The following is a 26,968-nucleotide window of genomic DNA, read 5'->3' on the forward strand; positions in this document are numbered from 1 at the left end:
CTTAATCACCATCGTCCCCTTCCTCATCATCTCTACTCATCCGTCCACTAGCACCTCTAGCATCATCATAATTGATCGTCTCAGATTCATCTTCTTGTCCGTTGATATACACAACGTATGAAGCAGAGCCACCTTCAGCAATCGTTAATGGCAGTTTATATTTCTTTTTGTCCGTAATCTGTTCTTCTACAAACACTTCATTTGATGCGTTCTTATCGGAATATACAATCTTAACTGTAACGGGTTCTCTTTTGTCCTTTTTATCTACCTTAACTTCAATATCTTTCGTTATCGTGCGGTCTTCTGCAGGTGGTTCCTCTTCAGCCGGCGGTGGTTCTTCTTCTACTGTTTCAGGGCCATCAGAAAGAACAACTGAGATCGTCGCTCCTTTTTCTACTTGTGTAAAAGGAGATGGATCTTGTGAGATTACTCTGCCTTTTTCAACGGTATCAGAGAATTCTTTAGAAAATTCAACCGTCAGACCAGCATTGTCGGCAAACGTTTTTACATCTTGTTCAGATGCACCGATCAAATTCTCAACTTGAACCGATGGAGTTCCTGAACTTACCGTTAGTGTAACTTCCGTTTCTGCAGGTGTTACTTTTTCATCGCGATCAGGACTTTGTTCGAGCACGGTACCTTCAGGTTCAGAGTCTGACTCTTCATAGTTGATATTGATCTGTGAGAAGCCATCTTCTTTCAAACGTTCTTTCGCATCTTCAATATTATACCCTTCTACATCAGGCATATTTTCCTTTTCAGGGCCTTTTGATACGAATAACGTGACGATTGCCTGCTGTTTTACTTTTGTTCCAGCTGATGGGTCTTGTCTTACTACAAGGCCTTCTTCGACCTCGGGATCAAATACTTCCTGTCGTTTCACTTCAAGACCTTCAGCTCTCAAGCTATCGAAAGCATCGACATATTCTTCTCCCGCTACATCTGGAACACTAACTTCTTCAACATAAAAGATGGAAGGCATCATCGTAAAAGCAGCAATTCCAGCTCCGCCTAATAAAAGAAGTGAGATAAGTAAAATTAGCCACCAATTTCGTTTTTTCTTAGGTTTCTCAGGCTTTTTTTCTTTTACTTCTTCTCCTTCAGCTTCCACTTTCTTTACTGGTGCCTCAACAGGTGGTACGACGATAGGAGGAATGTACTTTGTTTTTTCATCTTCCTCGTTTTCTTCGTTCCACTTTTGTTCATATATGCGGTCTGGATCTAACGCTGAATTCATATCGCTCAACAGTTCATCAGCACTGTTATATCTTCTTAATGGGTTTTTTGCCAAAGACTTCAAGACGATGTTCTCTACACTTTGTGGGATCTCAGGGTTCAACCTTCGCGGTTCGATCACGTTTTCTTGCAGGTGCTTTAACGCAACAGAAACCGGCGAATCGCCAACGAACGGTACTCTTCCTGTAACCATTTCATAGAGTACGGCTCCAAATGAATAAATATCCGATTTTGCGTTCGCGATCCCCCCTCTTGCTTGTTCAGGTGAAAAGTAATGAACAGATCCAAGAATAGAGTTTGTATGCGTGATCGTAGCTGAAGTAATGGCGAGCGCGATCCCAAAGTCTGTTAACTTAGCTGTACCGTTATCTGTGATTAATATATTATGCGGTTTAATATCGCGATGTATGATTCCATAATCATGAGCGACCGCCATCCCTGAAACGATCTGCTTCATAATGTGCAAAGATTCTTCTACTGATATTTTTCCGTGTTCTTTTATGTATTGCTTTAGTGTTTTTCCTTGCACATACTCCATCACGATAAAATAGATCTCTTCATCTTCTCCAACATCATAGATACTCACAATGTTCGGATGGTTAAGACTTGTTGCTGATTCAGCTTCTCTTTTAAATCGTCTGATGAAATCTTCGTCTTTATTAAACTCTGAGCGCAGAACTTTTACTGCTACATCTCTATCTAAGATTAAATCTTTTGCTCGATAAACGATGGCCATTCCGCCGTCACCTATAACTTCTAAAAGCTTGTAGCGGCCACTGACTCTTTTTCCTATCATGTTATTGCTTCCCCTTTTGTGTCTGTGTCAGAACTATTCTGTATAAGGATAGCAGTAATGTTATCTTCTCCGCCTGCATCTTTTGCCCAAGTGATCAATCGTTCTACCTTCTCAGTAACAGATTCCATAGGATCTTGAAATACTTCTTGAATCCGTTTAGACGATACTTTATCTGATAGACCGTCAGAACAAAGCAAAAGATAGTCACCGTTCTGCCAAGTGATCGTATTAAACTCAGCTTCTACGGTTTCATCAGTACCCACCGCTTTCATGATCATGTTTCGCCTTGGATGAATCTCTGCCTCATCCTCTGTAATCTGACCAGATTTCACTAATTCTTGGACAAGTGAGTGATCATCCGTTACTCTTTTTAACTCACCATTCGAATACAGATAACATCGGCTGTCACCGATATGAGCGACTGTGATTTCTTTGTTCGTACCTAAAGCAGCCACGACTGTAGTGCCCATACCTCTCGTTTCAGGATTTTCCTGAGAAAAATCAAAGATATGTTTATTCGTGTCTTTTAAAACATTCTGAATCCATTCTTTTAGGTTTTCCATATTTTCTTCAAATTGAGACCATGCTTCTTTCATCACTTTTAGGGCTTCTTGGCTCGCGATATCGCCTGCTTTATGTCCACCCATACCATCTGCGATAACTGCAAGAAAGTGTTCACCCTTTGTGAACACTTCCCCGCTGTCTTCATTATGCTTCCTTACCATTCCAACGTCTGTTTGAAAGGCAATTTGCATCTTCCCGTCACCTCGTCTCTTCTTTACGTTCCTTCGCACGCAGCTGACCGCATGCAGCATCAATATCATGACCTTGTTCTCTTCTGATGGTGGCATTAATGCCTCTGGAGGTTAACGTCTCTAAGAACTTAAAAATTTGTGTTTTTGGTGTTCGGACATAGTCTCTTTCTGGTACATAGTTTACAGGAATAAGGTTTACGTGACACTTAATATCTTTGATCAGATCGGCTAACTCGTTCGCGTGTTCTACAGAATCGTTAACTTTACCGAACAAACCATATTCAAACGTCACACGACGTCCTGTCTTTTTAATGTAATAACGAATAGAATCCATCAATTCATTTAACGGATACATTCTGTTTACTGGCATCAATCGGCTTCTCGTCTCTGTGTTTGCCGCATGCAAGGAAATCGCGAAATTAATCTGCATACCTTCGTCGGCGAACTTATAGATGTATGGTACAACACCACTTGTTGAGATCGTAATGTGTCTAGCTCCGATATTAAGGCCTTGATCGTGGTTGATAATCTTCAGGAATGACATGAGTCCTTCATAATTATCAAAAGGCTCACCGATCCCCATAACAACTACTGAACTTACTCTTTCTTCTGTTTCATCAAGTGCGCGCTGAACTTGCAGAACTTGAGCTACGATCTCACCAGCTAACAGGTTACGTTTCAGTCCACCTAATGTAGAAGCACAGAACGTACAGCCTAAACGACATCCTACTTGAGTTGTTACACAAATACTATTTCCATATTCATGTCTCATAAGAACCGTTTCGATCGAATAACCATCTTGAAGCTCGAATAAAAATTTAATCGTGCCATCAGAAGATTCCTGACGCACAACTTCTTTTAATGGTTTGATATAAAAATCTTTCTCTAGCTTCTCACGAAGACCTAATGGAAGGTTCGTCATCTCTTCAAAAGAAGAAACACGTTTTTTATACAGCCATTCAAAGATCTGTTTTCCTCTGAACTTTGGTTCTCGTATATCCGTAAGCCACACTTCTAACTCATGAAGTTCTAATGAAAAGATAGAAGGTTTGATATTTGGTTTTGTTTGTTTCTCTGTTAAAGGTTTAAGCATGTTTCTCACCACCTGTTGTCTTTTTTCTGTATGCTGCTATATAGAATCCGTCACTATTAAAATAATGAGGCATGATCTGAATATCTGATCTACCATCTATTATATAGGATTTTATGCTCTCAGGCATTTTTTCCGCAAATTGGGAATCCCACTCGAAATCAGGATGGTTAGTTAAGAACCAATCTGCAACGTTATCGTTTTCTTCTTTATCAACTGTACATGTACTGTACACGAGCAGTCCGCCTTCTTTGACCATATCTGAAGCAGCATGCAAAATATCTCTTTGGATGTTCGTCAATCTCGTCACATCTTCTTCGGTTTTAGACCATTTGAGATCAGGTTTTTTACGAATAACTCCGAAACCGCTGCAAGGCGCATCTACAAGAACTCTATCAAATGTTCCTGATTCAAACTCTTCCGATACTTTTCGTGCATCTAAAACGGACGCTTCAATATTTTCAAGTCCAAGACGTTCTGCTTGTCTTTTGATCAAGTCAATCTTATGTGCATGAAGGTCTAATGAAACTACCTTTCCTTCACCTTGCATCAGTTCAGCCATATGTGTTGACTTTCCACCTGGTGCGGCGCAAGTATCAAGAATCGTTTCTCCAGAAACAGGATCAACAGCCCGTGCTACTAACATGGAGCTTTCATCTTGAATCGTTACAAGACCTTGTTTATAAACATCAGTTGCTGGAAGATAGCCTTCCTTAACGATGATACCTTCGGGAGACAATTCTCCTTCTTCTGCTACAATTCCTTCTTCTAAGAGAAGCTCCAAAACGTCTTTTCTATTGCTTTTCTTCGTGTTCACCCTTGCAGTCACAGGAGAAGCCAATAAGTTAGATTGTGCCATCTTCTCCGCATCTTCTTGTCCGAACTGATCTCTCCAGCGGTCAAACAACCATTGAGGCATACTGTATGAAAGAGCTTCTTTTTCTGCCCCTTCTGAAGCTTTCTTATCCATGGTTTCAGTACCTTCTCGCTGAAGTTTACGTAAAATACCGTTTACGAGACCAGCTAGTCCTTGATTTCCGCGTTCTTTCGTTATCTCTACAGCCTCATGAATGATTGCATGATCAGGAACTCTATCTAAATATAACATTTGAAAAATAGATAGTCTCAGTAAAGAAAGAACCCATCGATCTTTTTTCTTAATCGGTTTGTTCAACAATTGATCCAAATAAAAATCAATCGTGTTTTTTCGTTGTATCGTTCCGTACACGATGTTTGTCAAAAGTGCTTTGTCTACACTCTTCATATTCGAGTTCTGCAATGTTTGATTCAGTTGTAAATTGCTATATGCCTGGTTCTGTTCTATTTTAAGTAAAACGTCCAGGGCGATCGCCCTAATGTTGTTATCCAACTCTACTCACCTAATCTCAAGCCTTTTGAAATGCTTGCTCCTTTAAGATAATCACTTGCTAACATTCTCTTTTTTCCAGAGAGCTGCAAGTCTGTAATGATAATGCTTGTTTTGTTTCCTGTTGCGACCTGAAGACCTTTTTCTTGAATACCGATTACAGTCCCAGGCTCACCATCAGTACTCGTTTCTTTCTTTTCACCCCACCATACTTTAAGTGGCTGTCCGTTCAAATACGTATAAGCAACCGGCCATGGGTGTAGCCCACGAATATGGTTATAAATTTCTTCACCTGACAATGTCCAATCAATCTTTTCTTGATCACGAGTAATGTTCCAAGCAAATGAAACTTCCTCATCCACTTGTGGCACAGGGACTAGTTTTCCTTCAACAAGTTGAGGAATGGTTTCAGACAATAACTTTGCACCCGCTGCACTCAACTTATCGTGCATCGAACCAACGTGATCATTTTCTTCGATTTCAACTTCAACTTGGGTAAGTATATCACCTGCATCTAATTTTTCAACCATATACATGATCGTGATCCCCGTCTTGGTGTTTCCGTCCATGATACTTTTGTGGATCGGAGCACCTCCGCGATACTTTGGAAGCAATGATGCATGAACATTGATACATCCATGCTGAGGTGTTTCAAGAATCGCCTTGGGTAAAATCTGCCCATATGCTGCTGTGACGATTAAGTCTGGTTGAAGAGCGATGATGTCTTCATAGTCTTCTCGCAGTTTAATAGGCTGATACACAGAAATTCCATGTTTTAAAGCTTCCTCTTTAACTGGAGTCTGCTTGATTTCTTTTTTTCTGCCTACAGGCTTGTCAGGTTGTGTAACAACACCAACGACATTATAGCCATCTTCAACGAGCTGACGAAGTACGGGTACGGAAAAGTCAGGTGTTCCCATAAATAATACTTTCATGTTTATCCCTCCAATTCTTCCGTCTCGTAATATTCGATTACTTTTGATGTGAATAAGATTCCATGCAGGTGATCGATTTCATGTTGGATGGCACGAGCAAGAAAATCACTTGCTTTTAATGTAAATTCTTTTCCGTTTACGTCTTGAGCTGTAACGGTAACTTCAAAAGGACGTTCGACTTCACCAAATAATCCTGGGAAACTTAAACAGCCTTCAGGTCCACTTTGGCTTCCAGAAGCTTTTTTTACAACCGGGTTGATCAGAACTAGCTGACCCGTGTCATCACCAATATCTACAACTGCGATCTGTTCTGCAATTCCGATCTGAGGTGCAGCGAGTCCAACTCCTTCTGCCTCGTACATCGTCTCGAACATATCTTTAACTAACTTTTTCAATTTTTTATCGAATGTTTTTACTTGTTCACATTCTGTTTCTAACACTGGATGTGGATGTTCTACAATTTTAAGAATGGTCATTTTGTATCTCCTTAACTAGCTACATAAGTGTTTGGGCGTTTAAATCACCCGTTATCTGAAGATCTTTGATCTCTTTATCTTTTTGGAAATGAGCAATAATCTCTTCAAACCACGTTCTTAGCTCTGGCTCATTTTTGTATTTTATCATGACCTGATAGCGATATCTATCCTTCACACGTGCAATGGGTGAAGTTACAGGTCCAAGAAGCAGACTATCTGGTGATAACCTCTTCGATAGGTAGGTTGCTGCTTTTTCGCTCGCTTCAACCACTTGCATGAGATCGAGATGACTGAACGTTAACAAACCTAAATAATAAAAAGGTGGATACTGATGAAGTTTCCGCGTTTGCATCTCTTGATTATAAAAGGAGTGAAAATCGTGCTTGGATGCTAATTGAATGCTGTAATGCTGAGTATCGTAACCTTGTACAATAACCTTTCCCTCTAGTTCGTGTCTGCCTGCACGGCCACTCACTTGTGTGAGAAGCTGGAAGGTTTTTTCGGAAGCTCTAAAGTCTGGCAGATGAAGCATCGTATCAGCAGCCAAAACGCCTACTAATGTTACTTTTGGAAAATCAAGCCCTTTTGCGATCATCTGTGTACCGAGCAGGATGTCAGCTTCACCGTTTTCAAATGCCGTTAACAGCTTTTCATGACTGCCTTTCTTTGAAGTCGTATCAACATCCATCCGAATCACGCGTGCTTCAGGAAGGACTTTTGCAAGTTCTTCTTCAACTTTCTGTGTACCTGTTCCAAAAAAACGGATATGTTCGGAAGTACAACTCGGACAAACAGAAGGTGTACTCTCTTTATAACCGCAATAATGGCATTTTAATTCACCAAAACGCTTATGGTAGGTTAAAGATATGTCACAATGAGGACATTGTGCTACGTATCCACAATCTCTACAAAGAATAAAAGAAGCATAGCCTCTTCGATTTAAGAACAAAACCGACTGTTCTCCCTTTTGAAGTCCATCTTTCAGCTTGTCCATCAATGCAAGTGAAAACATAGAGCGGTTACCGTTCTTTAATTCCTCTCTCATATCGACTATGGTGACTTCTGGCATCGGATTATAATGTACACGATTAGCTAGCTCTGCTAACTGATACCGTCCTTTTTGAGCTCTTGCGTATGTCTCGAGCGCTGGTGTCGCGCTTCCAAGAACAATTGGACATGAATGGTATTTCCCTCTCCATATCGCGACATCTCGTGCATGATAGCGTGGGTGATCTTCTTGTTTATAACTTGTTTCGTGTTCTTCATCTATAATGACAATCCCTAAGTTTTGAAACGGAGCAAAGATCGCAGACCTCGCTCCAACAACGACTGAAACTTCTTTTCTAAGAATCTTTCGCCATTCATCATATTTTTCTCCAATTGATAATCCGCTATGAAGAACAGCAACCGCACTACCAAAACGGCCTTTAAAACGGTTTACCATCTGTGGTGTGAGCGAGATCTCAGGTACGAGTACGATGGCTTCTTTTCCTTTATCCAGAACATTTTGGATGGACTGCAGATAGATCTCTGTTTTCCCGCTTCCCGTTACGCCATGTAGAAGTACAGTTTCATGTTTATTGTTTTCGATAGAATGTAGAATCGGTTTAATCGCATTTTCTTGATTTTCTGTTAATAGAAGAGGCTGTGTTCGTTTCATAGTACGTCCTTGAAACGGATCGCGATAGACCTCTTTTTCTTCTATGAAAAGAATGCCTTTTTTAGATAGTGTTTGTGCTGTTGAGAGAGTAGCTCCTGTTTCATTCAAAATTTCCTGCAAAGAGTACTCTCCGTCTGGACGATGTAATAGTTCTATGAGAATCGCCTTTTGTTTTTCAGCGTTTTTGTTCAACTTGTGGATCTGTTCGTCAGCTAAAGTCCGGTCTTTAATAGAAACGAATTTCCGCCGCTTTTTGTTCGCTTTATTTTTCACTTTATAAACAACGTCAAGTATTCCTTCTTTTGCAAGTGCCTGCAGTAGCGGCAATAAATCAGGATTTGATTTTGTTACATCACTTACATGAATCTCATTGCTAGCTGAGAGAAGGGTATGAATTGAATCCGGAAGTTTATCAGGTTTGATCACTTGAAAAGACTTTTCGTAAGTGGCTTTCATCGCAGCTGGCAACATGGCTTGATAAGCTGTAATGTAAAAGCTGAGCGTATTTTCAGCAAGCCACTTGCCTAGCTCGATCAGTTCGGAAGTTAATACAGGGAGCGGGTCCAGAATTTCCGTAATGCTTTTTATCCCTTTTACTGTGGACGTTGTTTTCACCTCTAAAATGAAGCCTTGAAGCTTTCTCGGCCCAAACGGTACGATAACACGCATCCCAGGTTCAGCCCATTTTTCCCAAACAGCGGGAATTTTATAGTCAAAGGTTTTGTTTACACTACCTGAAGGAACGTCAACTACCACTGCAGCGATCATCTTTTCATCAATTCCATAACTTCTATCATTATTTCATGTGCTGCACTTTCTTTTGACAGAATCGGCAGAACCTTCTTAGAGCCATCCTTCTTGATCATAATAATTTCGTTCGTGTCACTTCCAAAACCAGAACCTTCTTTTGATACATCATTTCCTACAACCATATCTAAGTTTTTTCTTACCATCTTATCTTTTGCGTAATTCTCCAGGTTTTCAGTCTCAGCCGCAAATCCTACTAACACTTGATGTTCCTTTTTCTCACCTAACGATTGCAAAATATCAATCGTCTTTTTCATCTCAATCGTCCAAATATCATTTTTCTTCTTAAATTTGTTTGAATGAACCGTTACAGGTGTATAATCAGCTACGGCTGCACATTTAATGACAACATCTTGTTCATGGTAACGAGACATTGTCGCTTCATACATATCTTTAGTGGAAATGATATTTTCAATGGTAACGCCTTTTGGAACTGGCAGTGCGGTTGGTCCTGTAACAAGGGTTACATCAGCACCTAGGTCTTTTGCAACTGCTGCTATTGCATACCCCATCTTGCCTGATGAATGATTTGTAAAATAACGAACAGGATCCAATTCTTCTCTAGTTGGACCAGCTGTTACGAGTATTTTTTTTCCTGTTAACGGCTTATCTTCTGCTTTTTGTTCATTAAAATAGGTATGAACAGATTCTATTAGTTCTTCAGGTTCGGCAAGTCTCCCTTTACCGATCCATCCACATGCTAAAAGTCCTTCGTTCGGTTCTATGAAACGCCATCCGAATGAAGCTAATGTTTCCATATTCTTCTTCACTGCGGGATGGTTGAACATATTTACATTCATCGCAGGTGCGATCAGTACGTCTGCTTTTGTTGCAAGCAATGTTGTTGTGAGCATATCGTCCGCGATACCGTTAGCTAGCTTACCGATAGAGTTTGCCGTTGCTGGGGCGATTAATACAAGATCTGCCCAGTCAGCAAGATCTATATGGCTAACAACTGCTGGATTTTTTTCTTCAAACGTATCCGTATAAACTTCTTCTCTTGTTAGCGTTTGAAAGGTAAGTGGTGTAATGAACTTTTGTGCAGATTCGGTAAGGATCACTTTTACTTCGTATCCGTTTTGAAATAATCTGCTTGCTACTGTTGCTGCCTTGTATGCAGCTATTCCGCCTGAAACAGCAAGCAATATTCTCTTCTTTTCCATAATAAACCCCTTCCGCCGCTCTTGACTTATACATGCTAACTCTATTTTACAGCATTTATATGTATTAAAAAATGTATTGAAATCTGTCGAGAACAAAAAAATAACAACCTTTAGTCAAGGTTGTATATTTTTTCGCTTGTTCTATTAATCTTCTGGAGTTTCTCCGACTTTCATTAATACACCAGATTGAATTTCTTCAAGTGCTTTACCGACAAACTTGTGTGATACAGGTTTTGCGATCTGCTGGTTATCGTATTTTTGAATTTCTCTAGCACGCTTAGAACTAAGTGTAACTAGTGAGTATTTTGAATCTATCTTTTCCATAAGAGAATCGATGGATGGATATAGCATTATTTGTCATCTCCTAAAATTTTTTCGTATTTTGGACGAACTCTGTCCACACGGCAATGCTCGGTGGTAATGATCGCTTTGATTCGATTGCAAGCAGCATCGATCTCATCATTCACTACAGAATAATCATAGTGTCTCATAAGTTCGATTTCTTCCTTAGCTACAGACATGCGGTTGTTAATTAAATCTTCTGTTTCTGTACCGCGTCCAACAATACGACTTCTTAACTCATCCAGACTAGGCGGTGTTAAAAAGATGAACACACCTTCTGGAAAAATATTTTTAACTTGAAGTGCACCTTGTACCTCGATTTCCAAGATAACATCTTTACCTTCATCAAGCGTACTATTCACATATTCAATCGGTGTTCCATAATAGTTGCCAACATATTCTGCCCACTCGAGCAGCTGTTTATTTTCAATCATATCAAGGAACTCTTCTTTTGTTTTAAAGAAGTATTCTACCCCATGCCGTTCGCCTTCACGCGGCTTTCTAGTCGTTGCTGAAACGGAATATTGAATGTCCAGCTTTTGTTCACGAAGCGCTTTACACACCGTTCCTTTTCCAACACCCGACGGACCGGAAAGAACAAACAGAATGCCTCTTTCTTTTTCCATAAAAACCTCCACAACCTAACTTTCTTCTGAGCCCTCATCAACCGACATCAGTCTGTGAGCTACTGTTTCAGGCTGAACAGCTGACAAGATGACATGATCACTGTCAGTCACAACAACCGCTCTCGTTCTGCGGCCATATGTAGCATCAATCAGCATGTTTTTTTCTCGTGCGACCGTGATTAATCGTTTAATCGGTGCAGATTCAGGACTGACTACCGCAATAATTCGGTGAGCAGCAACAATATTTCCGTACCCAATGTTAATTAATTTCATCTCTAAACGCCCCTAACCTGCTACTATTCTAGCCAAATGGAATAACGGGTCATACGCTAATTGTACGATATTGTGAAAAACTGTACACATGTTCTTATATTTTAGCACATAAATCCTGAAATCTAAACTAATTTCCCTATTTTTAAGGAAATAGCGTTAAAAACTTGAAAGCAATCCCTCGACCTTTGGTAGCTTATTGAATTATGGTAGTAGTCTGGAATCGCTCATAAAAGTCTGGAATCGCTCATCCAGCGTGCTTCAAAGCCGCTGGACGAGCAAATAAACCACTTGTCTTGTTAAAAATAATAGAAGCTGGTACCCAAACAACTGGGAACCAGCTCTATTTGTTTATCTTGCTTCTTTTTTAAATAACTGAAATCCTGCTAGAGCAAATGTTGGAATTGATGCCATGCCAAGAACGAGCAGCCATTGTCTTATTGAGAGCGGAACCGTATGGAAAATATCTTGCAATGGTTCTACGTACATGACCACTAGCAATAATAGAATAGATGAAATAACAGCCAAGACTAGGTAACCGTTCTGAAAAGGATTTCTATGAAAAACAGATCGTTCACTTCTGCAATCGAACACGTGGATCAACTGTGCCATAACAAGTGTTGCAAAAGCTACGGATTGCGCGACGATCAGTTGATCTGGATTTTCTTTTAATGTAACCCAGAACGCAAGAATTGTCGCTCCACCGATCAAGAATCCCCTTGAAACGATCTTCCATCCTAGCCCCCTAGAGAAAACACCTTCTTTGGCTTGCCTTGGTTTTCTTCTCATAACATCTTCTTCTGCTTGGTCAACACCTAACGCCATTGCTGGCAAACCATCTGTCACCAAGTTTACCCATAGAATCTGAATCGGTACTAAAGGCAATGGTAAGCCCATGATCATCGCAAAAAGCATAACTAAAATCTCACCTACGTTGGACGCTAGAAGATAACGAATAAACTTTCTAATATTTTCATAGATGTTTCTTCCTTCTTCAATCGCTGAGCGGATCGTGGCAAAGTTGTCGTCACCAAGAACAAGAGAGGATGCTTCTTTGGCCACGTCTGTTCCTGTTATACCCATTGCAATACCAATATTTGCTGACTTGATAGCCGGTGCATCATTTACGCCGTCACCTGTCATTGCAACGACGTGACCCCTCCGTTGAAGAGACTTTACGATTTTTAACTTGTGCTCTGGAGAAACTCTCGCGTAAACGTACACATCTTCTGAAACTTTGTCCAATTCATCGTCGCTTAATTGAGCAAGCTCAGCACCTTCCATCACTCTTCCACCGTTTGGCAACATGTTTAGTTTTTTCGCGATACTCGCTGCAGTTACTACATGGTCTCCCGTTATCATGACAGTTTTGATACCCGCCGTCTGACAATCTCTGATACTTTCTTCGACTTCAGGACGTGGCGGATCCATCATTCCCTGTAATCCGATAAACGTAAGACTTCTTTCCGCAAAAGAAGCTTGTGAATAATGCTCTCCTTCTTTTAACGGACGAATGGCAACGGCAATCGTTCGCAATGCTTGACTGCCTAGTGCATAGATCGCTTCTTTTATTCTTTCTTTATGAGCTTGTTTGATCAATTGTTTTTTATCATCCCACACAATATAATCACTTTTCTCGAGTAATACGTCTGGTGCTCCTTTTACCACTAGCATCTGATTTCCTTCAGTATCCCGAACAACAACACTCATCATTTTTCGGGTAGAATCAAATGGAAATTCATGCTGAATCGTAAATTGTTCACTTAATGATTCTTTCGTGATTCCTGCTTTGTAAGCACTAACGAGTAAAGCCGTTTCTGTTGGGTCACCAACTTCTAACAATGAGCCTTTCTTACCTTCTTCTATCGTGGCATTGTTACAAAGCGCGGCATATGCCAAGACTTCTGTGAGCTTATCTTCACGTTTATTGTTTTCTTGAATCCCGCCACCAATGACTTCAAAACCTTCTTCATTAACACTCCACTGTCTGCCTTGAGACCAAATACGTGTAACCGTCATCTTATTTTGAGTCAGTGTTCCCGTTTTATCAGAGCAGATGACAGTTGCACAGCCTAATGTTTCTACAGACGGAAGCTTTCGGACAATCGCTCGTTTTCGTATCATTTTTTGAACACCTAGCGCGAGTGCAATCGTAACGATAGCTGGGAGTCCTTCTGGAATGGCAGCAACAGCTAACGACACACCTGCTAGAATCATGCTATAGAGGTCATGTCCTTGCATAACACCTGCTAGAACTACTAAGACAGTTAACAGCAGCGCAAGAGCGATCAAAATTTTTCCAAGCTGTTCAAGTTTCATCTGAAGAGGCGTTGCAATGTTTTCAGCAGTTTGTATGAGATGTGCGATCTTCCCCATCTCGGTTTTCATGCCTGTCGCTACAACGATACCCTGTCCCGTTCCTCTTGTGACCATCGTGCCCATGAACGCCATGTTCTCTTGATCACCAAGGTTCAGGTCTTCAGCAGAAATAAGATTGTTATGTTTTTGTGCAGGAACTGATTCTCCTGTGAGTGCTGATTCCTCGATCTGCAATCCTGAAGTTTTTAAAAGTCTAATATCTGCTCCTACACGATCACCGCTTTTCACTTTTATCACATCGCCTGTTACGACGTCTTTCGCAGCGATTGAGACCCATTTGCCTTCTCTTAGAACCTGCGCACTAGGTGCAGATAATTCTTTTAGTGAAGCTAAGGATTTCTCTGCTTTTCTCTCTTGGATAAACCCAAGAATTCCGTTCATCACCACGATTAGGATAATGGCGATCGCGTCTAAATATTCTCCTAAAAAGCCGGATAACAATGTAGCCGCTAAGAGGACGAGGACCATAAAGTCTTTAAATTGTGCAAGGAACATTAAGATGGCAGACTGCTTCTTTCCTTCTTCTAGCTGATTCGGTCCATCTAACTTTAACCTTCGTTCTTGCTCACTTTTCGAGAGCCCTTCTTCCATCCTGCTGTTAAGAATGGATTCAATTTCGTCTTGCGGCAGCTGGTACCAATTCATAGCTTCCACCTCTGATAAGATTAGTTAATAGCATTTATATGCAGGCATGTCCGCAAAAATGCTATACTATGAATCAGAAATAAGAGGTGACCATAACATGAGTTTTGACGGAATAATGACACGTGCCATAACAACTGAACTACAAAACACACTTACTTCAGGGCGGATCTCAAAAGTTTATCAGCCACATAAAACAGATCTTGTATTTACGATCCGAGCGAATGGAAAAAATCATAAACTGCTATTATCTGCGAATCCTTCTTTCGCAAGAGTACATCTTACTGAACATACGTATGAGAATCCAGATACTCCTCCTATGTTCTGTATGCTTCTCAGAAAGCATTTGGAAGGTGCTTTTATTGAAAAGATCGAACAGCTCGATCTTGAGAGAATCATAACGATCACCGTTAAAAATAGGGATGAAATCGGCGACGAGACAACAAAAGTACTTTATATTGAGATCATGGGAAGACATAGCAACATTATTTTAGTCGACCAAAAATCGCAGAAGATCGTTGACAGCATTAAGCACATTCCTAGCTTTCAAAATCGACACCGTACCATCCTTCCAGGTTTTGAGTACATCATGCCTCCTGCACAAGAAAAAACAGATCCTTTTACAGTGACAAACGTAGATGAATTTATTTCAAAGATTTCTTGGAACGAAGGAAAATTGGATAAACAACTCGTATCCAAGTTCAGTGGGTTCTCTCCATTAATCGCAAAAGAAATCGTGCAAAGAGCGGGACTTTCGGTTAAAAGCGAAGTGGCAGACGCCTTCTTCAGTGTGATGAAACAATTATCAGATCAAGAATATGAACCTCAAATGATCACAAACGATAAGAAAGAGTATTTTTCTATTCTTTCCCTGCATCATGTGACGGGTGAAATCCGATCGTTTGATTCGGTCAGTCAGATGCTCGATCGATATTTTTATGGCAAAGCGGATCGTGATCGAATCAAACAACAAGCTAACGATCTTGAAAAATATCTTTCGAACGAATACGACAAGATTAAGAAAAAGATAGGAAAATTAGAAAAAGAACTTCAACAAACTCATAATGCCGAGGAGTATCAACGAAAAGGCGAACTTCTAACCGCTTATATGTATTTGGCTAAAAAGGGAGATAAGGAAGTTGAGGTAGAAGATTACTTTACTGAAGATCAACCACTTGTAAAAATTACACTTGATCCACTTAAATCACCTGCTGATAACGCGCAAAGCTACTTCAAAAAATATGCGAAACTTAAAAAATCAGTTTCTATTATTAAAGATCAAATCGAAAAAGCAAAGAATGAATTGCTCTATTTTGAGCGTCTGATCGTTCAGATGGATTCAGCATCCATGAAAGATGTTGAAGAGATTAGAGAAGAACTCGGTGAAGGCGGTTATTTAAAACATAGACAAAGCAAGAATAAGAAAAAACAAAACAAGACGCCTCAGCCTGAAAAGTTTACATCTACTGATGGGACAGAGATCTTAGTCGGTAAGAACAATAAACAGAACGACTATCTGACCTTTAAGTTATCGAGAGCCAATGAGACATGGCTTCATACGAAAGACATTCCGGGTTCTCACGTTTTGATCCGCTCGGCGAGTCCAAGTGAAACGGCTATTAAAGAAGCCGCTATTTTGGCAGGTTTTTTTAGCAAAGCCAAAAATTCGAGTTCGGTTCCTGTTGATTTTACGTTAGTAAAACATGTGAAAAAGCCTAATGGGGCAAAGCCTGGATTTGTTATTTATGATAATCAGCAGACGCTTTTCGTGACGCCGGATGAAGATCTTGTTTTTCGGTTGAAAAAGTAAACAGATTTTAAAGCACTGGCTTTGATGTATTGAAAGTGTTGATTTCCGCTACAGGATGCTCGCTTTCCGCGGGGTGTGCGGTGAGCCACCTAGCGCTTTGCGCTGATAGGTGTCTCACCTGTCACACTGATCCCGCAGGAGTCTCCGCTCCAATCAAGTAATCAGTGAAGTATTTTAATACATTGGAAGTCTATATACAGAACGTTAACTTAAACGGTGCTTCTTTAAGTGGGCATCCTCAATCCTGGACTTTCCAAAAACTCCATTGAATTAATCTTTTCTGACCAATAAAACACAATAAGCAGGTACCAATTAAAAAACGCAGAGCAGCTTAACTTTAGCTGTTCTGCGCTTTTTTTGCTTTACTGATAATAGCTAAGCCACCTAACACTTCATGATGTTGAATTTCTCTAAAATGCAGGTTGTGGAGTAATTCTGTCATTTCATCTGTTGAATAGCGATGTCTTCTCGTACTCACATTAGACCATTTTAAAAGTGCTGTTCGTTCGAACCCTGAGATATCATTTTCCTTCGCGAAAGAAGCAGCGTTTTCTTGACTCATTTTTCCGCTCGGGTTCAGCATGACGATTTGACCATCATCTTTTAGAACGCGATGAACCTCGCTGATACCTTTAGCTGGATCAGGCAATAAAAACATCACACAAGTGGATAGAGCGAGATCAAACGAATGATCTGTAAACGGAAGATTCTCTGCATCAGCAACAATAAACTCACTTTTACCACTTAACTCATGATAAAAAAACTGCTGAATGCTAGCCTTGACCATCTCTGAAGACAGATCAACGCCGACAAGTCTATTCGCTTCCTCAGCTCCACGCAACAGCAATCTTCCCGTTCCGCACCCCACATCTAGAACGTCTTTTTCACTCCATGACCCTGTTACTTCTTTTAAACGATCATGAACGTTCTTCAGCCAAGTCGTCCTTGCCATGCTGTCAAAAAAGGAAACAAGTTCATCAAATTCTTCACCGTTCATTTTTCTCAAAATGTATTCTCCTTTAGGAAAACTATTTGGAAAAAGAGGCAGCTCCCCAATGTTCTGGGTCTTGTTGCCATTCTTTTAATAAAGAAAGCCCTTGGTCACTTATCTTTCCGCTTTCTTGTGCTTCCTCTATTAATGTACTAAAGTTTGTTACGGTTTGAAAAGAAATATCCAACTCACCGAGTGCTACATCTGCCTTTTTCAGACCATAACTAAAGATGGCAACAACACCGAGCACTTCTATCCCTGCTTCACGAAGAGCAAGTACAGATTGAATCGAGCTTTTGCCGGTTGAGATCAAGTCTTCAACAACTACTGCCTTCTTACTTTTATCCGTTAACCCTTCGATCTGATTCGTTTTTCCATGAGCTTTCGCACTCGATCTTACGTAACACATCGGTAATTCCATCTGATCAGCTACGAATGCTGCGTGAGGAATACCTGCAGTTGCAGTTCCGGCGATAAGATCAGCCTCCGGATAATGCTTCTCTATTAACGCGGAAAGCTCTCCTGCTACTTGTTTGCGAATCTCTGGATACGCAATAATCAATCGATTATCGCAATAAATGGGAGATTTCATTCCAGAAGACCATGTGTATGGATTTTCAGGCGACAAAGTTACGGCTTCAATTTTAAGCAAATGTTGGGAAGTTGTTGTTTTCATGACTATCTCTCCATTCATGTAGTATTTGAGAATACGTTCTAACGGGTGTTTCTGATTGTGTGATACTTCTGCCGATCACCATATAATCTGAGCCTTTTAACGCAGCTTCTCTTGGTGTCGCAACCCGAGCTTGATCATGAGTATTAGAGCCGCTCGGACGTATTCCTGGCGTTACAGTCAAAAAGTTCTTTCCGCAAACATCCTTGATCTTCATAGCTTCTTGCACAGAGCAAACGACACCATCTAACCCTGCCTTTTTCGCAAGAATCGCATAATGAGTCACACACTCTTTCATACCAACATTCTTAATTAAGAGTTCATCGTTCAATACTTTTTCTGTTGTACTTGTAAGCTGTGTAACAGCAATTAATTTTGTATGATGAGCACCAGCTGCTAGTAGACCTTCTTTTGCAGCTCTCATCATTTGAGTTCCGCCTGCAGCATGAACATTCACCATGTCAATGTTCAGTCCACCGAGTACCTTCATGGCTTTATGAACCGTTGTCGGGATGTCATGTAACTTTAAATCTAGGAAGATACGAAAGTTTCTTTCTTTTAGCCATTTGATAAAAGAATTTCCTTCCGCATAAAAAAGCTCCATACCAACCTTTACATAAGGAGAATGTCCTTCAAAGTTTGATAAAAAGGATTTAGCTTGATCTGCATCATTAAAATCTAACGCGATGATAACGGGGTTTTCCATTGCTTTGTACTCCTTCCTATCATCTCACTAATATTTTCTACGCCAATCTCGTCTAGCAGTTTAGGAAGTTGGTCTATGATCTCGGGACAAACATAAGGGTTTACAAAGTTTGCTGTACCGACTGCAACAGCTGATGCACCAGCAGACATCATTTCAAGTACATCTTCGGCTGTGCTTACTCCGCCCATACCGATAATCGGAAGTGATATCTTTTGACTTACTTCGTAGATCATACGAATAGCTACAGGTTTTATGGCTGGCCCTGAAAGTCCACCCGTCTTGTTAGCTAATATTGGATTACCTGTTCTCCAATCTAATTTCATTCCAACTAGAGTATTGATCATCGAAAGGCCATCAGCCCCTGCGTCTTCTACTGCTTGTGCCATCTCAACAATGTTAGAGACATTTGGCGAAAGCTTCACATAAACGGGCTTTTCTGATACAGCTTTCACTTTTCTTGTCAGATCAGCTGCAGATCTGTAGTGTGTACCAAACTGGATTCCGCCTTCTTTCACATTCGGACACGAAATATTGAGCTCTACAGCAGACACTAGAGGCGAGGATGAGATCTGCCTTGTCACTTCGATATACTCTTCTTCTGTTGAACCCGCTATATTCGCTAATATCGGGATATTAAAAGGTGCCAACGCCGGGATTTCATTCTCTAAAATTTTCTGTGCGCCTGGGTTCTGAAGCCCTATAGCATTTAGCATTCCGCTTTCTGTTTCAGCTACTCGAGGGGTAGGGTTGCCGAAACGTCCCTCAAGAGTAGCTGCTTTTATCGTAATACCTCCTAGTAAACTTAAGTCATACCACTTGGCATATTCTTTTCCGAATCCAAAACAGCCTGATGCAGGAAGAATAGGATTTTTCATATTTAATCCTGGCAACGAAACATGCAGCCTAGTCATAGTACAACCTCCCCCATCTTAAATACCGGTCCATCACTGCAGATTTTTACATATCCTGATTCTCTCGCTTCGGTTGGGCATACACAGGCAAAACATGCGCCGATTCCACAACCCATCCGTTCTTCTAATGAAAGATATCCCCGAAGACCAACCGCTCTCTGTTCTACCGCTTTAAGCATGATCGCTGGTCCTACAGAATAGATGACCGGTTCATCTTCAACAACGTTCATCATCGCGTCTGTTACAAAGCCTTTTATTCCAAGAGATCCATCAACAGTAGTCACGATGGTTTCACCGATCTCATTAAACTTTTCAATGTAAAAGCTGTCTTCAATCGATTGATAACCTAAAATAAAAGTAACTTCTATTCCTTTTTTCTTAAGATGTTTACCAAGGTAATATAGAGGTGGTACACCGATTCCTCCCCCGATGAGTAGTGCCTTTTTGTTATGATCATTTTCAGCGAGTTCAAATCCGTTACCTAGCGGGCCCAATACGTCTACTACTTCCCCAGCTGATTTAAGACTGAGCTGTTTCGTACCTTCTCCTTGCGCACGGTACAAGAGTGTTACTTCTTTTCGTTCAAGATCTACATCACAGATCGAAAGTGGTCTGCGTAATAATTTTGAAGATTGATTTCCTACTGAGACATGGAGAAACTGACCAGGTGTAGTCATGCTTTCTACACCAGGGCCAGTCAATTTCATCTCAAATATATTTCTCGCGATTTCTATATTTGATGTAATGTTCAACAAGTGCTTCTTCATACGAGCACCTTATCTTTTTTTGTGAATGCTGAAAGCGCGTGTGCTGAGAACGAGATAGACTCTAGTACTTCTAATAGAGCGACAGATGTATCTAAGTTTGTTAGACATACGACTCCGTTCTCTGCGCATTCTCTTCGAATGCGGAATCCATCTCTCGCCGGAATCTTCCCTTTTGTTAACGTGTTAACGACAAACTGCGCTTCGTCTTTACGGATCACATCTAGGAGATTTCTTCCTTCAGATCCGATCTTGCCAACAACATCAACTGGAATTCCTTCTTGTTCAATGATGCTCGCCGTTCCTTCCGTTGCCATGATCGTGTAGCCGATCTCGTAAAACCTTTTCACCATCTCTAGTGCTTCTTCTTTGTCTTTATCTGCCACTGTAAAGAGTACCGTACCGTGTGTTGGTATTTTCATACCTGAAGCGATCAAGCCCTTATAGAGTGCTTTTTGAAGGTTCTTATCTCTTCCCATCACTTCACCCGTTGATTTCATCTCAGGTCCTAAATACGTATCCACTCGACGTAGTTTTGCGAACGAGAACACAGGAACCTTAACTGAAACTTCTTCTGCTTCTTTCTGATAACCCGTTCCGTATCCTTGACTTACTAGATCTTCACCTAGAATGACTTTTGTAGCAACGTTCGCCATCGGTACACCTGTGATCTTGCTTAAGAAAGGTACAGTTCGGCTTGAGCGCGGATTCACCTCAAGCACATACACTTCATTCTTGTGCCAAACGAACTGGATGTTCAAGAGTCCGATGATCTTTAAACCTTTTGCGATTGAAATTGTTCTGTCAATGATCTTCTGCTTGATCTCTTCAGGCAACGTTTGAGGAGGATAGACTGCGATCGAGTCTCCAGAGTGAACACCTGCACGCTCAATATGCTCCATCATTCCTGGGATGAAAACATCTTTTCCGTCTGAGATCGCATCAACTTCGATCTCTTTTCCTTCAAGATATCGATCGACTAATACCGGATGATCAGGATTTACTTTAGCTGCGTTCTCCATATATTGAAGAAGTTCGCTTTCTTGGTAAACGATCTCCATTGCTCTGCCACCAAGCACGTATGATGGTCGAACGAGAACAGGATATCCGATCGAATTTACGATGGTCACGGCATCCTTAACGGAGAACGCCGTTTTTCCAGCCGGTTGCGGAATCTCTAATTGTTTCATCACTTGTTCAAATCGCTCTCTGTCTTCAGCTAAGTCCATGCTGTCTAGTGATGTGCCAAGAATCTTAATTCCTCTTCTTTCAAGCTCTTCTGATAAGTTGATCGCTGTTTGTCCACCGAATTGTACGATAACACCTTCTGGCTTCTCATGGTCGATCACATGCATAACATCTTCTACCGTTAGCGGTTCAAAATACAGCTTGTCTGACATACTAAAGTCTGTAGAAACCGTTTCTGGATTATTATTGATGATGATAGCTTCATACCCTGCTTCTTGAATCGCCCACACTGTATGAACGGTCGCATAATCAAACTCAATGCCTTGTCCGATTCGGATCGGACCAGATCCTAAAACGACCACACTCTTTTTGTCTGTGATGATAGATTCATCTTCTTCTGCATACGTTCCATAATAATAAGGAGTGGCTGACTCAAACTCAGCAGCACACGTATCTACCATCTTGAAGACTGGCTTGATTCTCTCGTTCAAACGGAACTGATACAGATCATACTCGTCCATTTCCCATGCTTGTGCAATCCAACGATCGCTGAATCCTTTTTCTTTTGCTTTTTTTAAGATGACTGAATCTTTTTTGCGTTCTTTTACTCGTTTCTCTAAAAGAATGATGCCGTGAAGCTTTTCTAAGAAGAAATAGTCAATCTTTGTCCATTCGTGTATCTGCTCTACCGTAATTCCCATTCTTAGGGCTTCAGCGATGTAGAACAACCTTTCATCATCTGCTCTCAAGATTTTTTCTTGAACGTCAGATTCTGTTAAGTTTTTCTCTTTCACATCAAGGTGAAAAGCTGAAATTTCAAGAGATCGTACCGCTTTTAAAAGGGACTCTTCGAAGTTACGGCCGATCGCCATCACTTCTCCGGTCGCTTTCATCTGTGTCCCAAGCTTACGGTTCGCTCCTTCAAACTTATCAAACGGCCATCTTGGAATCTTTGAAACGATATAATCTAGTGCTGGCTCAAAACATGCATAGGTAGTTCCGGTCACTGGGTTTTTGATCTCATCGAGTGTGTAGCCAACTGCGATCTTTGCTGCTAGCTTCGCGATTGGATACCCTGTCGCTTTTGAAGCAAGAGCTGATGAACGGCTAACACGCGGGTTTACTTCGATCACATAATATTGTGAGCTTTCAGGATCTAAAGCGAGCTGTACGTTACAACCGCCTTCAATTTTCAGCGCTCTAATAATTCTTAAAGAGGCGTTTCGTAAAAGCTGATAGTCTCTATCCGTAAGTGTTTGGCTTGGTGCTACGACGATGGAATCACCCGTGTGAATTCCTACCGGGTCAATGTTTTCCATGTTACACACAACGATTGCCGTATCGTTCTTATCTCGCATCACTTCATATTCAACCTCTTTGAATCCTGCGATACTTTTTTCGATCAATACTTGTCCTACAGGACTCGCGTGTAAACCAGATGGCGTGATCTCTAAGAACTCTTCTTCATTTGTCACGATTCCGCCACCTGTCCCACCAAGTGTAAACGCAGGACGGATAATTACCGGAAAGCCGTTCTCAGCAACGAATGCTCTTGCTTCTTCCATGTTATGAACGATTGCACTTTCAGGAACTGGCTCGTTCAACTCTCTCATCAATTCTCTAAATAAATCACGATCTTCTGCTTGTTGAATAGAAGGAAGTTTAGTACCTAATAGTTCCACGTTGTATTCTTCTAGAACACCTGAGTTGAAAAGTTCAACGGCAAGATTCAGACCTGTCTGTCCACCTAATGTAGCTAAGAGTCCATCAGGACGTTCTTGACGTATGATGCGCGATACAAATTCAAGAGTTAATGGTTCGATATAAACTTTATCCGCCATATTAGGATCAGTCATGATTGTTGCAGGATTAGAGTTTACTAAAACAACTTCATATCCTTCTTCTTTTAAGGCTTGGCAAGCCTGTGTCCCTGCATAATCAAATTCTGCAGCTTGTCCAATTACGATCGGTCCAGAACCAATCACTAGAATTTTTCGGATGTCATGTCGTTTAGGCATATTGCATCAAACCTTCTTTCTTCGTTGTTTTTATCATGTTCATGAAGTCATCAAAGATCGGATTCGAGTCTTGTGGTCCAGGTGAAGCTTCTGGATGATATTGAATCGAAAACGCTGGTTTTACTTTATGTTTCAATCCTTCCACCGTTCCATCGTTAACGGCTTTGTGTGTTAGAACGAGCTCTGAATTTTGTAGAGATGCTTCTGTTACGGCATATCCATGGTTTTGAGAAGTGAGCGCAATTTTTCCAGTCTCAAGGTCTTTTACTGGATGGTTCGATCCTCGGTGTCCAAACTTCAGCTTTTCAGTATCAGCACCACAAGCAAGAGCTAACAGCTGATGACCTAAGCAGATCCCTAAGATTGGGATGTTATTTTTTAATAGCTCTTGAATCATCGTAATTGCTGAGTGAACATCTTTTGGATCTCCAGGTCCGTTGCTCAAGAGCACACCATCCGGTTGAAGGCGGATAATATCTGCTGCAGATGTGTTGTGTGGAACAACGATCACATCACACAATCTTCTAGACAACTCGCGTAACATTCCGCTTTTCACCCCGAAATCTACGACTACTACTCGATGACCGCTATTGGGTAAATGATAAGGTGTTTTTGTTGATACTTTTGTCACTTGATTCGTTATTCGTTCTCCCGCATTCAAGTTCTTTATTATTTCTTCAGCATTTTCAATAGAATTTGTCATTCTGCCTTTTAACGTTCCATGCTGTCGGATTTTTCTTGTAAGTTTACGTGTATCAATGCCATATAAACCAGGAATATCTTTGGCTGTCAGCCAGCTGCTTAAAGATTGCATCCCTTCATGATGGTTTGGAAACTCAGCATGTTCATTCACAATGATTCCACTCGTTGCAGGACGGATCGATTCATAATCTGAACGGTTGATTCCATAGTTTCCTACTAGTGGATACGTGAAGCAGATAATCTGATCACAATATGAGGGATCTGTCATCACTTCTTGATATCCAGTCATACTTGTTGTGAATACAACCTCACCACTCGATTCACGTTGTGAACCAAAAGCCAATCCGTTAAAAATCGTTCCATCTTCTAATATTAAGTAACGTTTCATACTAAACTCTCCTCTCGTTGATAAACAAGCTTTCCATCAAAAATGGTCGCAACCGGCCATCCTATACAGTTCCAGCCGTCAAACGGTGTATTCTGTCCTTTAGAGACAAAATCCTTAGCTTTGATTGTTTCTTCTTTTTCTAGGTCGATGATTGTAAGATCTGCAAGTGAACCTTCTTCAAGTGTGCCGTATGGCAGATTAAAGCTTTCAGAAGGCTTCTTGGTCATCTTGTCCACAAGTTCTTGCAGCGTGAATAATTTCTTTTTCACAACAAGCTCTGTATATAAAAGGGGAAAAGCTGTTTCCAACCCCACGATTCCAAAAGGTGCAAGTTCAACATTCTGTGCTTTCTCTTCTGCACTATGTGGTGCATGGTCCGTTGCGATAAAATCTAGCGTGCCATCTTTTAGTCCCTCTATTAATGCCTCTCGATCAGCTTCACTTCTTAACGGCGGATTCATTTTATAGTGTGTATCGTTAGCCTTAATGTCTTTATCGCATAAGATCAAGTGATGGGGTGTTACTTCTGCTGTTACTTTAATTCCTGCGGATTTGGCATCTCTTATGACTCGAACGGATTCTTTCGTACTCACGTGACAAACATGATATCTTGCATCTGCTGCCTCTGCGAGCAGTACATCACGTGCGATGTGGACAGATTCACTAACAGATGGAATTCCCGGCAAATTTTCCTGCTTTGTAAAATCACCTTCGTGGAACGCGCCTCCTTTAGGAAGAAGGGTGTTGTCTTCACAATGTGCTACGATGACAGCTCCATAGCGATTTGCTTCCTTCATCGCGTTAAGCATCATACCCGCTGATTGGACTCCTACACCATCATCCGTAAAAGCGAATGCGCCTCCCGCTAGGAGCTTTTCAAAGTCGGTCAGCTCACTTCCGATCTGTCTTGTTGTGATCGATGCATAAGGAAGTACTCTGCAGTTTGCTGTGTCTTTGATTTTTTTCTGTACCAGTTCTAATGTTTCTTTACTATCTGGTACAGGTCTCGTGTTTGGCATCGCAGCAAGTGTTGTATATCCACCTTTTACCGCTGCTTTCGTTCCTGATGCGATCGTCTCTTTATGTTCCCCGCCAGGTTCTCTTAAGTGAACGTGCAGATCTACAAACCCTGGAGTTACTAACTTTCCTGCTATATCAAGCACTTCATGATCATTTATCGCGATATCTTTCTCTACCTTTTCAATTTTGTTATCCGAAATTAAGATATCTGTTTTCACAAGATTGTTGTTTCCGTCAAGGATTCTAGCGTTTTTCAATAAGTAGCTCATCGTTAATAGCCTCCTGATTCGTATTCAATGCCCATCTCAAAACCGCCATTCGTATAAAAACACCATTCTGTACTTGCTTAAATATTCTTGAACGTTCACACTCTACAAGTTCATCCGCTAGTTCAACGCCTCGATTTACAGGGGCTGGATGCATGATGATGCTGTGTGCTTTCATCCTTTTCTCTCGTTCAACCGTTAGTCCATATTGCTGATGATAATCTTTTTTCGCGAGATTCATAGAAGCACTGTGTCTTTCGTGTTGTATTCTGAGCATCATAAGAGCATCAGCTACTTCGACTGCCTCATCCATTGGGATGAAGTCTTCTATCCATTCATCTACGAACCATTCTTCTGGTCCAGAAAATAATACTCTAGCTCCCATCTTTTTAAGGACTTCTGCGTTTGAGCGAGCAACACGGCTATGTAGGATGTCGCCTACGATTACAACCGTTAATCCCTGTAGTACGATGAATTCTTGTTGAATCGTTAAGAGATCTAGCAGAGATTGAGTAGGGTGATTGCCACAGCCATCGCCTGCGTTGATGATCGGAACATTTATTTTTTCAGCTAAGCCATCGAAATAGCGATCTTCAGGATGCCTGATAACAAATGCCTCCACGCCTATTTCCTCTAGCGTTCGTAACGTATCATAAAGCGTCTCTCCTTTTTGCACGGAGGAACCGTTAACTTCTACGTTTAAAGGTTTCATGCCAAGTCTGTGTTCTGCAGCTTCAAAACTGAACCTTGTTCTTGTACTTGGCTCAAAAAATAAATTCGCGATCAACTTTTGATTGAAGACCTCATCATGCTTTCCGCTTTTAAACTCTTCTGCTTTTCGCAATATGAACTGAATGTCTTTGATCGATAACTCATTCATCGTTAGTAAATGGTTCATTCTAATCTCTCCTTTTGACATAAAAATAGCACCCTGAAGTTTTTCAGGGTGCTCTTAACAGAAGAAGAATATCGTTCCTCTCATGTCGTC

The 26,968-nt window shown here is 40.9% G+C and carries 22 protein-coding genes; 1 reads left to right on the plus strand and 21 read right to left on the minus strand.

The genetic code is table 11. The features are described from left to right. Position 1: 1 nt before the first annotated feature. The 12 genes from pknB to ACOZ9X_RS09890 form a co-directional block, all read right to left on the minus strand. Positions 2 to 2,032, minus strand: a complete 2,031-nt coding sequence (gene pknB, locus ACOZ9X_RS09835; RefSeq protein WP_423417994.1) for a Stk1 family PASTA domain-containing Ser/Thr kinase — start codon at positions 2,030 to 2,032, stop codon at positions 2 to 4. Next, positions 2,029 to 2,787 (minus strand): Stp1/IreP family PP2C-type Ser/Thr phosphatase, encoded by a 759-nt coding sequence (locus ACOZ9X_RS09840; protein WP_423417995.1) that lies wholly within the window; start codon positions 2,785 to 2,787, stop codon positions 2,029 to 2,031. The genes pknB and ACOZ9X_RS09840 overlap by 4 nt, the downstream gene beginning before the upstream one ends. Before the next feature lie 7 nt (positions 2,788 to 2,794). Beyond that, positions 2,795 to 3,880, minus strand: a complete 1,086-nt coding sequence (rlmN, locus tag ACOZ9X_RS09845) for a 23S rRNA (adenine(2503)-C(2))-methyltransferase RlmN (RefSeq protein ID WP_423417996.1) — start codon at positions 3,878 to 3,880, stop codon at positions 2,795 to 2,797. Next, positions 3,873 to 5,246 carry a 16S rRNA (cytosine(967)-C(5))-methyltransferase RsmB gene (gene rsmB / locus ACOZ9X_RS09850; RefSeq protein ID WP_423417997.1) on the minus strand — a complete coding sequence of 458 codons (1,374 nt, stop codon included), beginning with the start codon at positions 5,244 to 5,246 and terminating at the stop codon, positions 3,873 to 3,875. The genes rlmN and rsmB overlap by 8 nt, the downstream gene beginning before the upstream one ends. A 2-nt stretch (positions 5,247 to 5,248) precedes the next feature. Next, the gene (fmt, locus tag ACOZ9X_RS09855; protein WP_423417998.1) at positions 5,249 to 6,178 is read right to left on the minus strand and encodes a methionyl-tRNA formyltransferase; all 930 of its coding nucleotides are present in this window, start codon (positions 6,176 to 6,178) and stop codon (positions 5,249 to 5,251) included. A 2-nt stretch (positions 6,179 to 6,180) separates the two neighbouring features. Further along, a complete protein-coding gene (gene def / locus ACOZ9X_RS09860; RefSeq protein WP_423417999.1) occupies positions 6,181 to 6,654 on the minus strand; it encodes a peptide deformylase in 474 nt (157 codons plus the stop codon). A gap of 19 nt (positions 6,655 to 6,673) precedes the next feature. Next, on the minus strand, positions 6,674 to 9,082 hold the full coding sequence (gene priA, locus ACOZ9X_RS09865) for a primosomal protein N' (RefSeq protein WP_423418000.1): 2,409 nt from the start codon (positions 9,080 to 9,082) through the stop codon (positions 6,674 to 6,676). Then, on the minus strand, positions 9,079 to 10,287 hold the full coding sequence (gene coaBC / locus ACOZ9X_RS09870; RefSeq protein ID WP_423418263.1) for a bifunctional phosphopantothenoylcysteine decarboxylase/phosphopantothenate--cysteine ligase CoaBC: 1,209 nt from the start codon (positions 10,285 to 10,287) through the stop codon (positions 9,079 to 9,081). The genes priA and coaBC overlap by 4 nt, the downstream gene beginning before the upstream one ends. A 141-nt stretch (positions 10,288 to 10,428) precedes the next feature. After that, the gene (gene rpoZ / locus ACOZ9X_RS09875; RefSeq protein ID WP_066393535.1) at positions 10,429 to 10,635 is read right to left on the minus strand and encodes a DNA-directed RNA polymerase subunit omega; all 207 of its coding nucleotides are present in this window, start codon (positions 10,633 to 10,635) and stop codon (positions 10,429 to 10,431) included. Further along, complete coding sequence (gene gmk, locus ACOZ9X_RS09880; RefSeq protein WP_066393532.1) at positions 10,635 to 11,252, minus strand: guanylate kinase; 618 nt, start codon at positions 11,250 to 11,252, stop codon at positions 10,635 to 10,637. Before gmk ends, rpoZ begins: the two co-directional genes overlap by 1 nt. Positions 11,253 to 11,267: 15 nt before the next feature. Next, positions 11,268 to 11,525, minus strand: a complete 258-nt coding sequence (remA, locus tag ACOZ9X_RS09885) for an extracellular matrix/biofilm regulator RemA (protein WP_066240628.1) — start codon at positions 11,523 to 11,525, stop codon at positions 11,268 to 11,270. Positions 11,526 to 11,873: 348 nt separating this feature from the next. Then, positions 11,874 to 14,546, minus strand: coding sequence for a calcium-translocating P-type ATPase, SERCA-type (locus ACOZ9X_RS09890; protein WP_423418001.1), 2,673 nt, complete (start codon positions 14,544 to 14,546; stop codon positions 11,874 to 11,876). A gap of 97 nt (positions 14,547 to 14,643) precedes the next feature. Between ACOZ9X_RS09890 and ACOZ9X_RS09895 the strand changes: the two genes are divergently transcribed. Then, on the plus strand, positions 14,644 to 16,353 hold the full coding sequence (locus tag ACOZ9X_RS09895; protein WP_423418002.1) for an Rqc2 family fibronectin-binding protein: 1,710 nt from the start codon (positions 14,644 to 14,646) through the stop codon (positions 16,351 to 16,353). 337 nt (positions 16,354 to 16,690) lie between these two features. Here ACOZ9X_RS09895 and ACOZ9X_RS09900 read toward each other — a convergent pair whose 3' ends face one another. The 9 genes from ACOZ9X_RS09900 to ACOZ9X_RS09940 are packed head-to-tail and all read right to left on the minus strand — an operon-like array spanning position 16,691 to position 26,878. Next, on the minus strand, positions 16,691 to 17,350 hold the full coding sequence (locus ACOZ9X_RS09900) for a class I SAM-dependent methyltransferase (protein ID WP_423418264.1): 660 nt from the start codon (positions 17,348 to 17,350) through the stop codon (positions 16,691 to 16,693). Positions 17,351 to 17,381: 31 nt separating this feature from the next. Beyond that, positions 17,382 to 18,020 (minus strand): orotate phosphoribosyltransferase, encoded by a 639-nt coding sequence (gene pyrE / locus ACOZ9X_RS09905; protein WP_423418003.1) that lies wholly within the window; start codon positions 18,018 to 18,020, stop codon positions 17,382 to 17,384. Next, entirely contained in the window at positions 17,989 to 18,723 is a 735-nt protein-coding gene (gene pyrF / locus ACOZ9X_RS09910) for an orotidine-5'-phosphate decarboxylase (RefSeq protein ID WP_423418004.1), read from the minus strand. The genes pyrE and pyrF overlap by 32 nt, the downstream gene beginning before the upstream one ends. Then, the gene (locus tag ACOZ9X_RS09915) at positions 18,696 to 19,634 is read right to left on the minus strand and encodes a dihydroorotate dehydrogenase (RefSeq protein WP_423418005.1); all 939 of its coding nucleotides are present in this window, start codon (positions 19,632 to 19,634) and stop codon (positions 18,696 to 18,698) included. Before ACOZ9X_RS09915 ends, pyrF begins: the two co-directional genes overlap by 28 nt. Continuing rightward, positions 19,631 to 20,401: a dihydroorotate dehydrogenase electron transfer subunit gene (locus tag ACOZ9X_RS09920; protein ID WP_423418006.1), complete on the minus strand. Its 771-nt coding sequence runs from the start codon at positions 20,399 to 20,401 to the stop codon at positions 19,631 to 19,633. The genes ACOZ9X_RS09915 and ACOZ9X_RS09920 overlap by 4 nt, the downstream gene beginning before the upstream one ends. Further along, complete coding sequence (gene carB, locus ACOZ9X_RS09925; protein ID WP_423418007.1) at positions 20,398 to 23,604, minus strand: carbamoyl-phosphate synthase large subunit; 3,207 nt, start codon at positions 23,602 to 23,604, stop codon at positions 20,398 to 20,400. The genes ACOZ9X_RS09920 and carB overlap by 4 nt, the downstream gene beginning before the upstream one ends. Next, positions 23,597 to 24,694: a carbamoyl phosphate synthase small subunit gene (locus ACOZ9X_RS09930; protein ID WP_423418008.1), complete on the minus strand. Its 1,098-nt coding sequence runs from the start codon at positions 24,692 to 24,694 to the stop codon at positions 23,597 to 23,599. Before ACOZ9X_RS09930 ends, carB begins: the two co-directional genes overlap by 8 nt. Then, complete coding sequence (locus ACOZ9X_RS09935; RefSeq protein ID WP_423418009.1) at positions 24,691 to 25,983, minus strand: dihydroorotase; 1,293 nt, start codon at positions 25,981 to 25,983, stop codon at positions 24,691 to 24,693. Before ACOZ9X_RS09935 ends, ACOZ9X_RS09930 begins: the two co-directional genes overlap by 4 nt. Beyond that, positions 25,958 to 26,878 (minus strand): aspartate carbamoyltransferase catalytic subunit, encoded by a 921-nt coding sequence (locus ACOZ9X_RS09940; RefSeq protein WP_423418010.1) that lies wholly within the window; start codon positions 26,876 to 26,878, stop codon positions 25,958 to 25,960. The genes ACOZ9X_RS09935 and ACOZ9X_RS09940 overlap by 26 nt, the downstream gene beginning before the upstream one ends. Positions 26,879 to 26,968: the final 90 nt, after the last annotated feature.

Source organism: Fictibacillus nanhaiensis, from assembly GCF_049537595.1.
GTDB lineage: Bacteria > Bacillota > Bacilli > Bacillales > Fictibacillaceae > Fictibacillus > Fictibacillus nanhaiensis_F.

Bases quoted from the DNA above. Each gene is read 5' to 3' on its own strand.
- carB (WP_423418007.1), bottom strand. From the start codon at position 23,604: ATGCCTAAACGACATGACATCCGAAAAATTCTAGTGATTGGTTCTGGA.
- ACOZ9X_RS09840 (WP_423417995.1), bottom strand. From the start codon at position 2,787: ATGCAAATTGCCTTTCAAACAGACGTTGGAATGGTAAGGAAGCATAAT.
- ACOZ9X_RS09930 (WP_423418008.1), bottom strand. From the start codon at position 24,694: ATGAAACGTTACTTAATATTAGAAGATGGAACGATTTTTAACGGATTG.
- ACOZ9X_RS09920 (WP_423418006.1), bottom strand. From the start codon at position 20,401: ATGAAGAAGCACTTGTTGAACATTACATCAAATATAGAAATCGCGAGA.
- ACOZ9X_RS09915 (WP_423418005.1), bottom strand. From the start codon at position 19,634: ATGACTAGGCTGCATGTTTCGTTGCCAGGATTAAATATGAAAAATCCT.
- priA (WP_423418000.1), bottom strand. From the start codon at position 9,082: ATGATCGCTGCAGTGGTAGTTGACGTTCCTTCAGGTAGTGTAAACAAA.
- rpoZ (WP_066393535.1), bottom strand. From the start codon at position 10,635: ATGCTATATCCATCCATCGATTCTCTTATGGAAAAGATAGATTCAAAA.
- ACOZ9X_RS09900 (WP_423418264.1), bottom strand. From the start codon at position 17,350: ATGAACGGTGAAGAATTTGATGAACTTGTTTCCTTTTTTGACAGCATG.
- rlmN (WP_423417996.1), bottom strand. From the start codon at position 3,880: ATGCTTAAACCTTTAACAGAGAAACAAACAAAACCAAATATCAAACCT.
- pyrE (WP_423418003.1), bottom strand. From the start codon at position 18,020: ATGAAAACAACAACTTCCCAACATTTGCTTAAAATTGAAGCCGTAACT.
- ACOZ9X_RS09940 (WP_423418010.1), bottom strand. From the start codon at position 26,878: ATGAACCATTTACTAACGATGAATGAGTTATCGATCAAAGACATTCAG.
- ACOZ9X_RS09895 (WP_423418002.1), top strand. From the start codon at position 14,644: ATGAGTTTTGACGGAATAATGACACGTGCCATAACAACTGAACTACAA.
- ACOZ9X_RS09890 (WP_423418001.1), bottom strand. From the start codon at position 14,546: ATGAATTGGTACCAGCTGCCGCAAGACGAAATTGAATCCATTCTTAAC.
- def (WP_423417999.1), bottom strand. From the start codon at position 6,654: ATGACCATTCTTAAAATTGTAGAACATCCACATCCAGTGTTAGAAACA.
- fmt (WP_423417998.1), bottom strand. From the start codon at position 6,178: ATGAAAGTATTATTTATGGGAACACCTGACTTTTCCGTACCCGTACTT.
- pyrF (WP_423418004.1), bottom strand. From the start codon at position 18,723: ATGGAAAACCCCGTTATCATCGCGTTAGATTTTAATGATGCAGATCAA.
- ACOZ9X_RS09935 (WP_423418009.1), bottom strand. From the start codon at position 25,983: ATGAGCTACTTATTGAAAAACGCTAGAATCCTTGACGGAAACAACAAT.
- gmk (WP_066393532.1), bottom strand. From the start codon at position 11,252: ATGGAAAAAGAAAGAGGCATTCTGTTTGTTCTTTCCGGTCCGTCGGGT.
- remA (WP_066240628.1), bottom strand. From the start codon at position 11,525: ATGAAATTAATTAACATTGGGTACGGAAATATTGTTGCTGCTCACCGA.
- pknB (WP_423417994.1), bottom strand. From the start codon at position 2,032: ATGATAGGAAAAAGAGTCAGTGGCCGCTACAAGCTTTTAGAAGTTATA.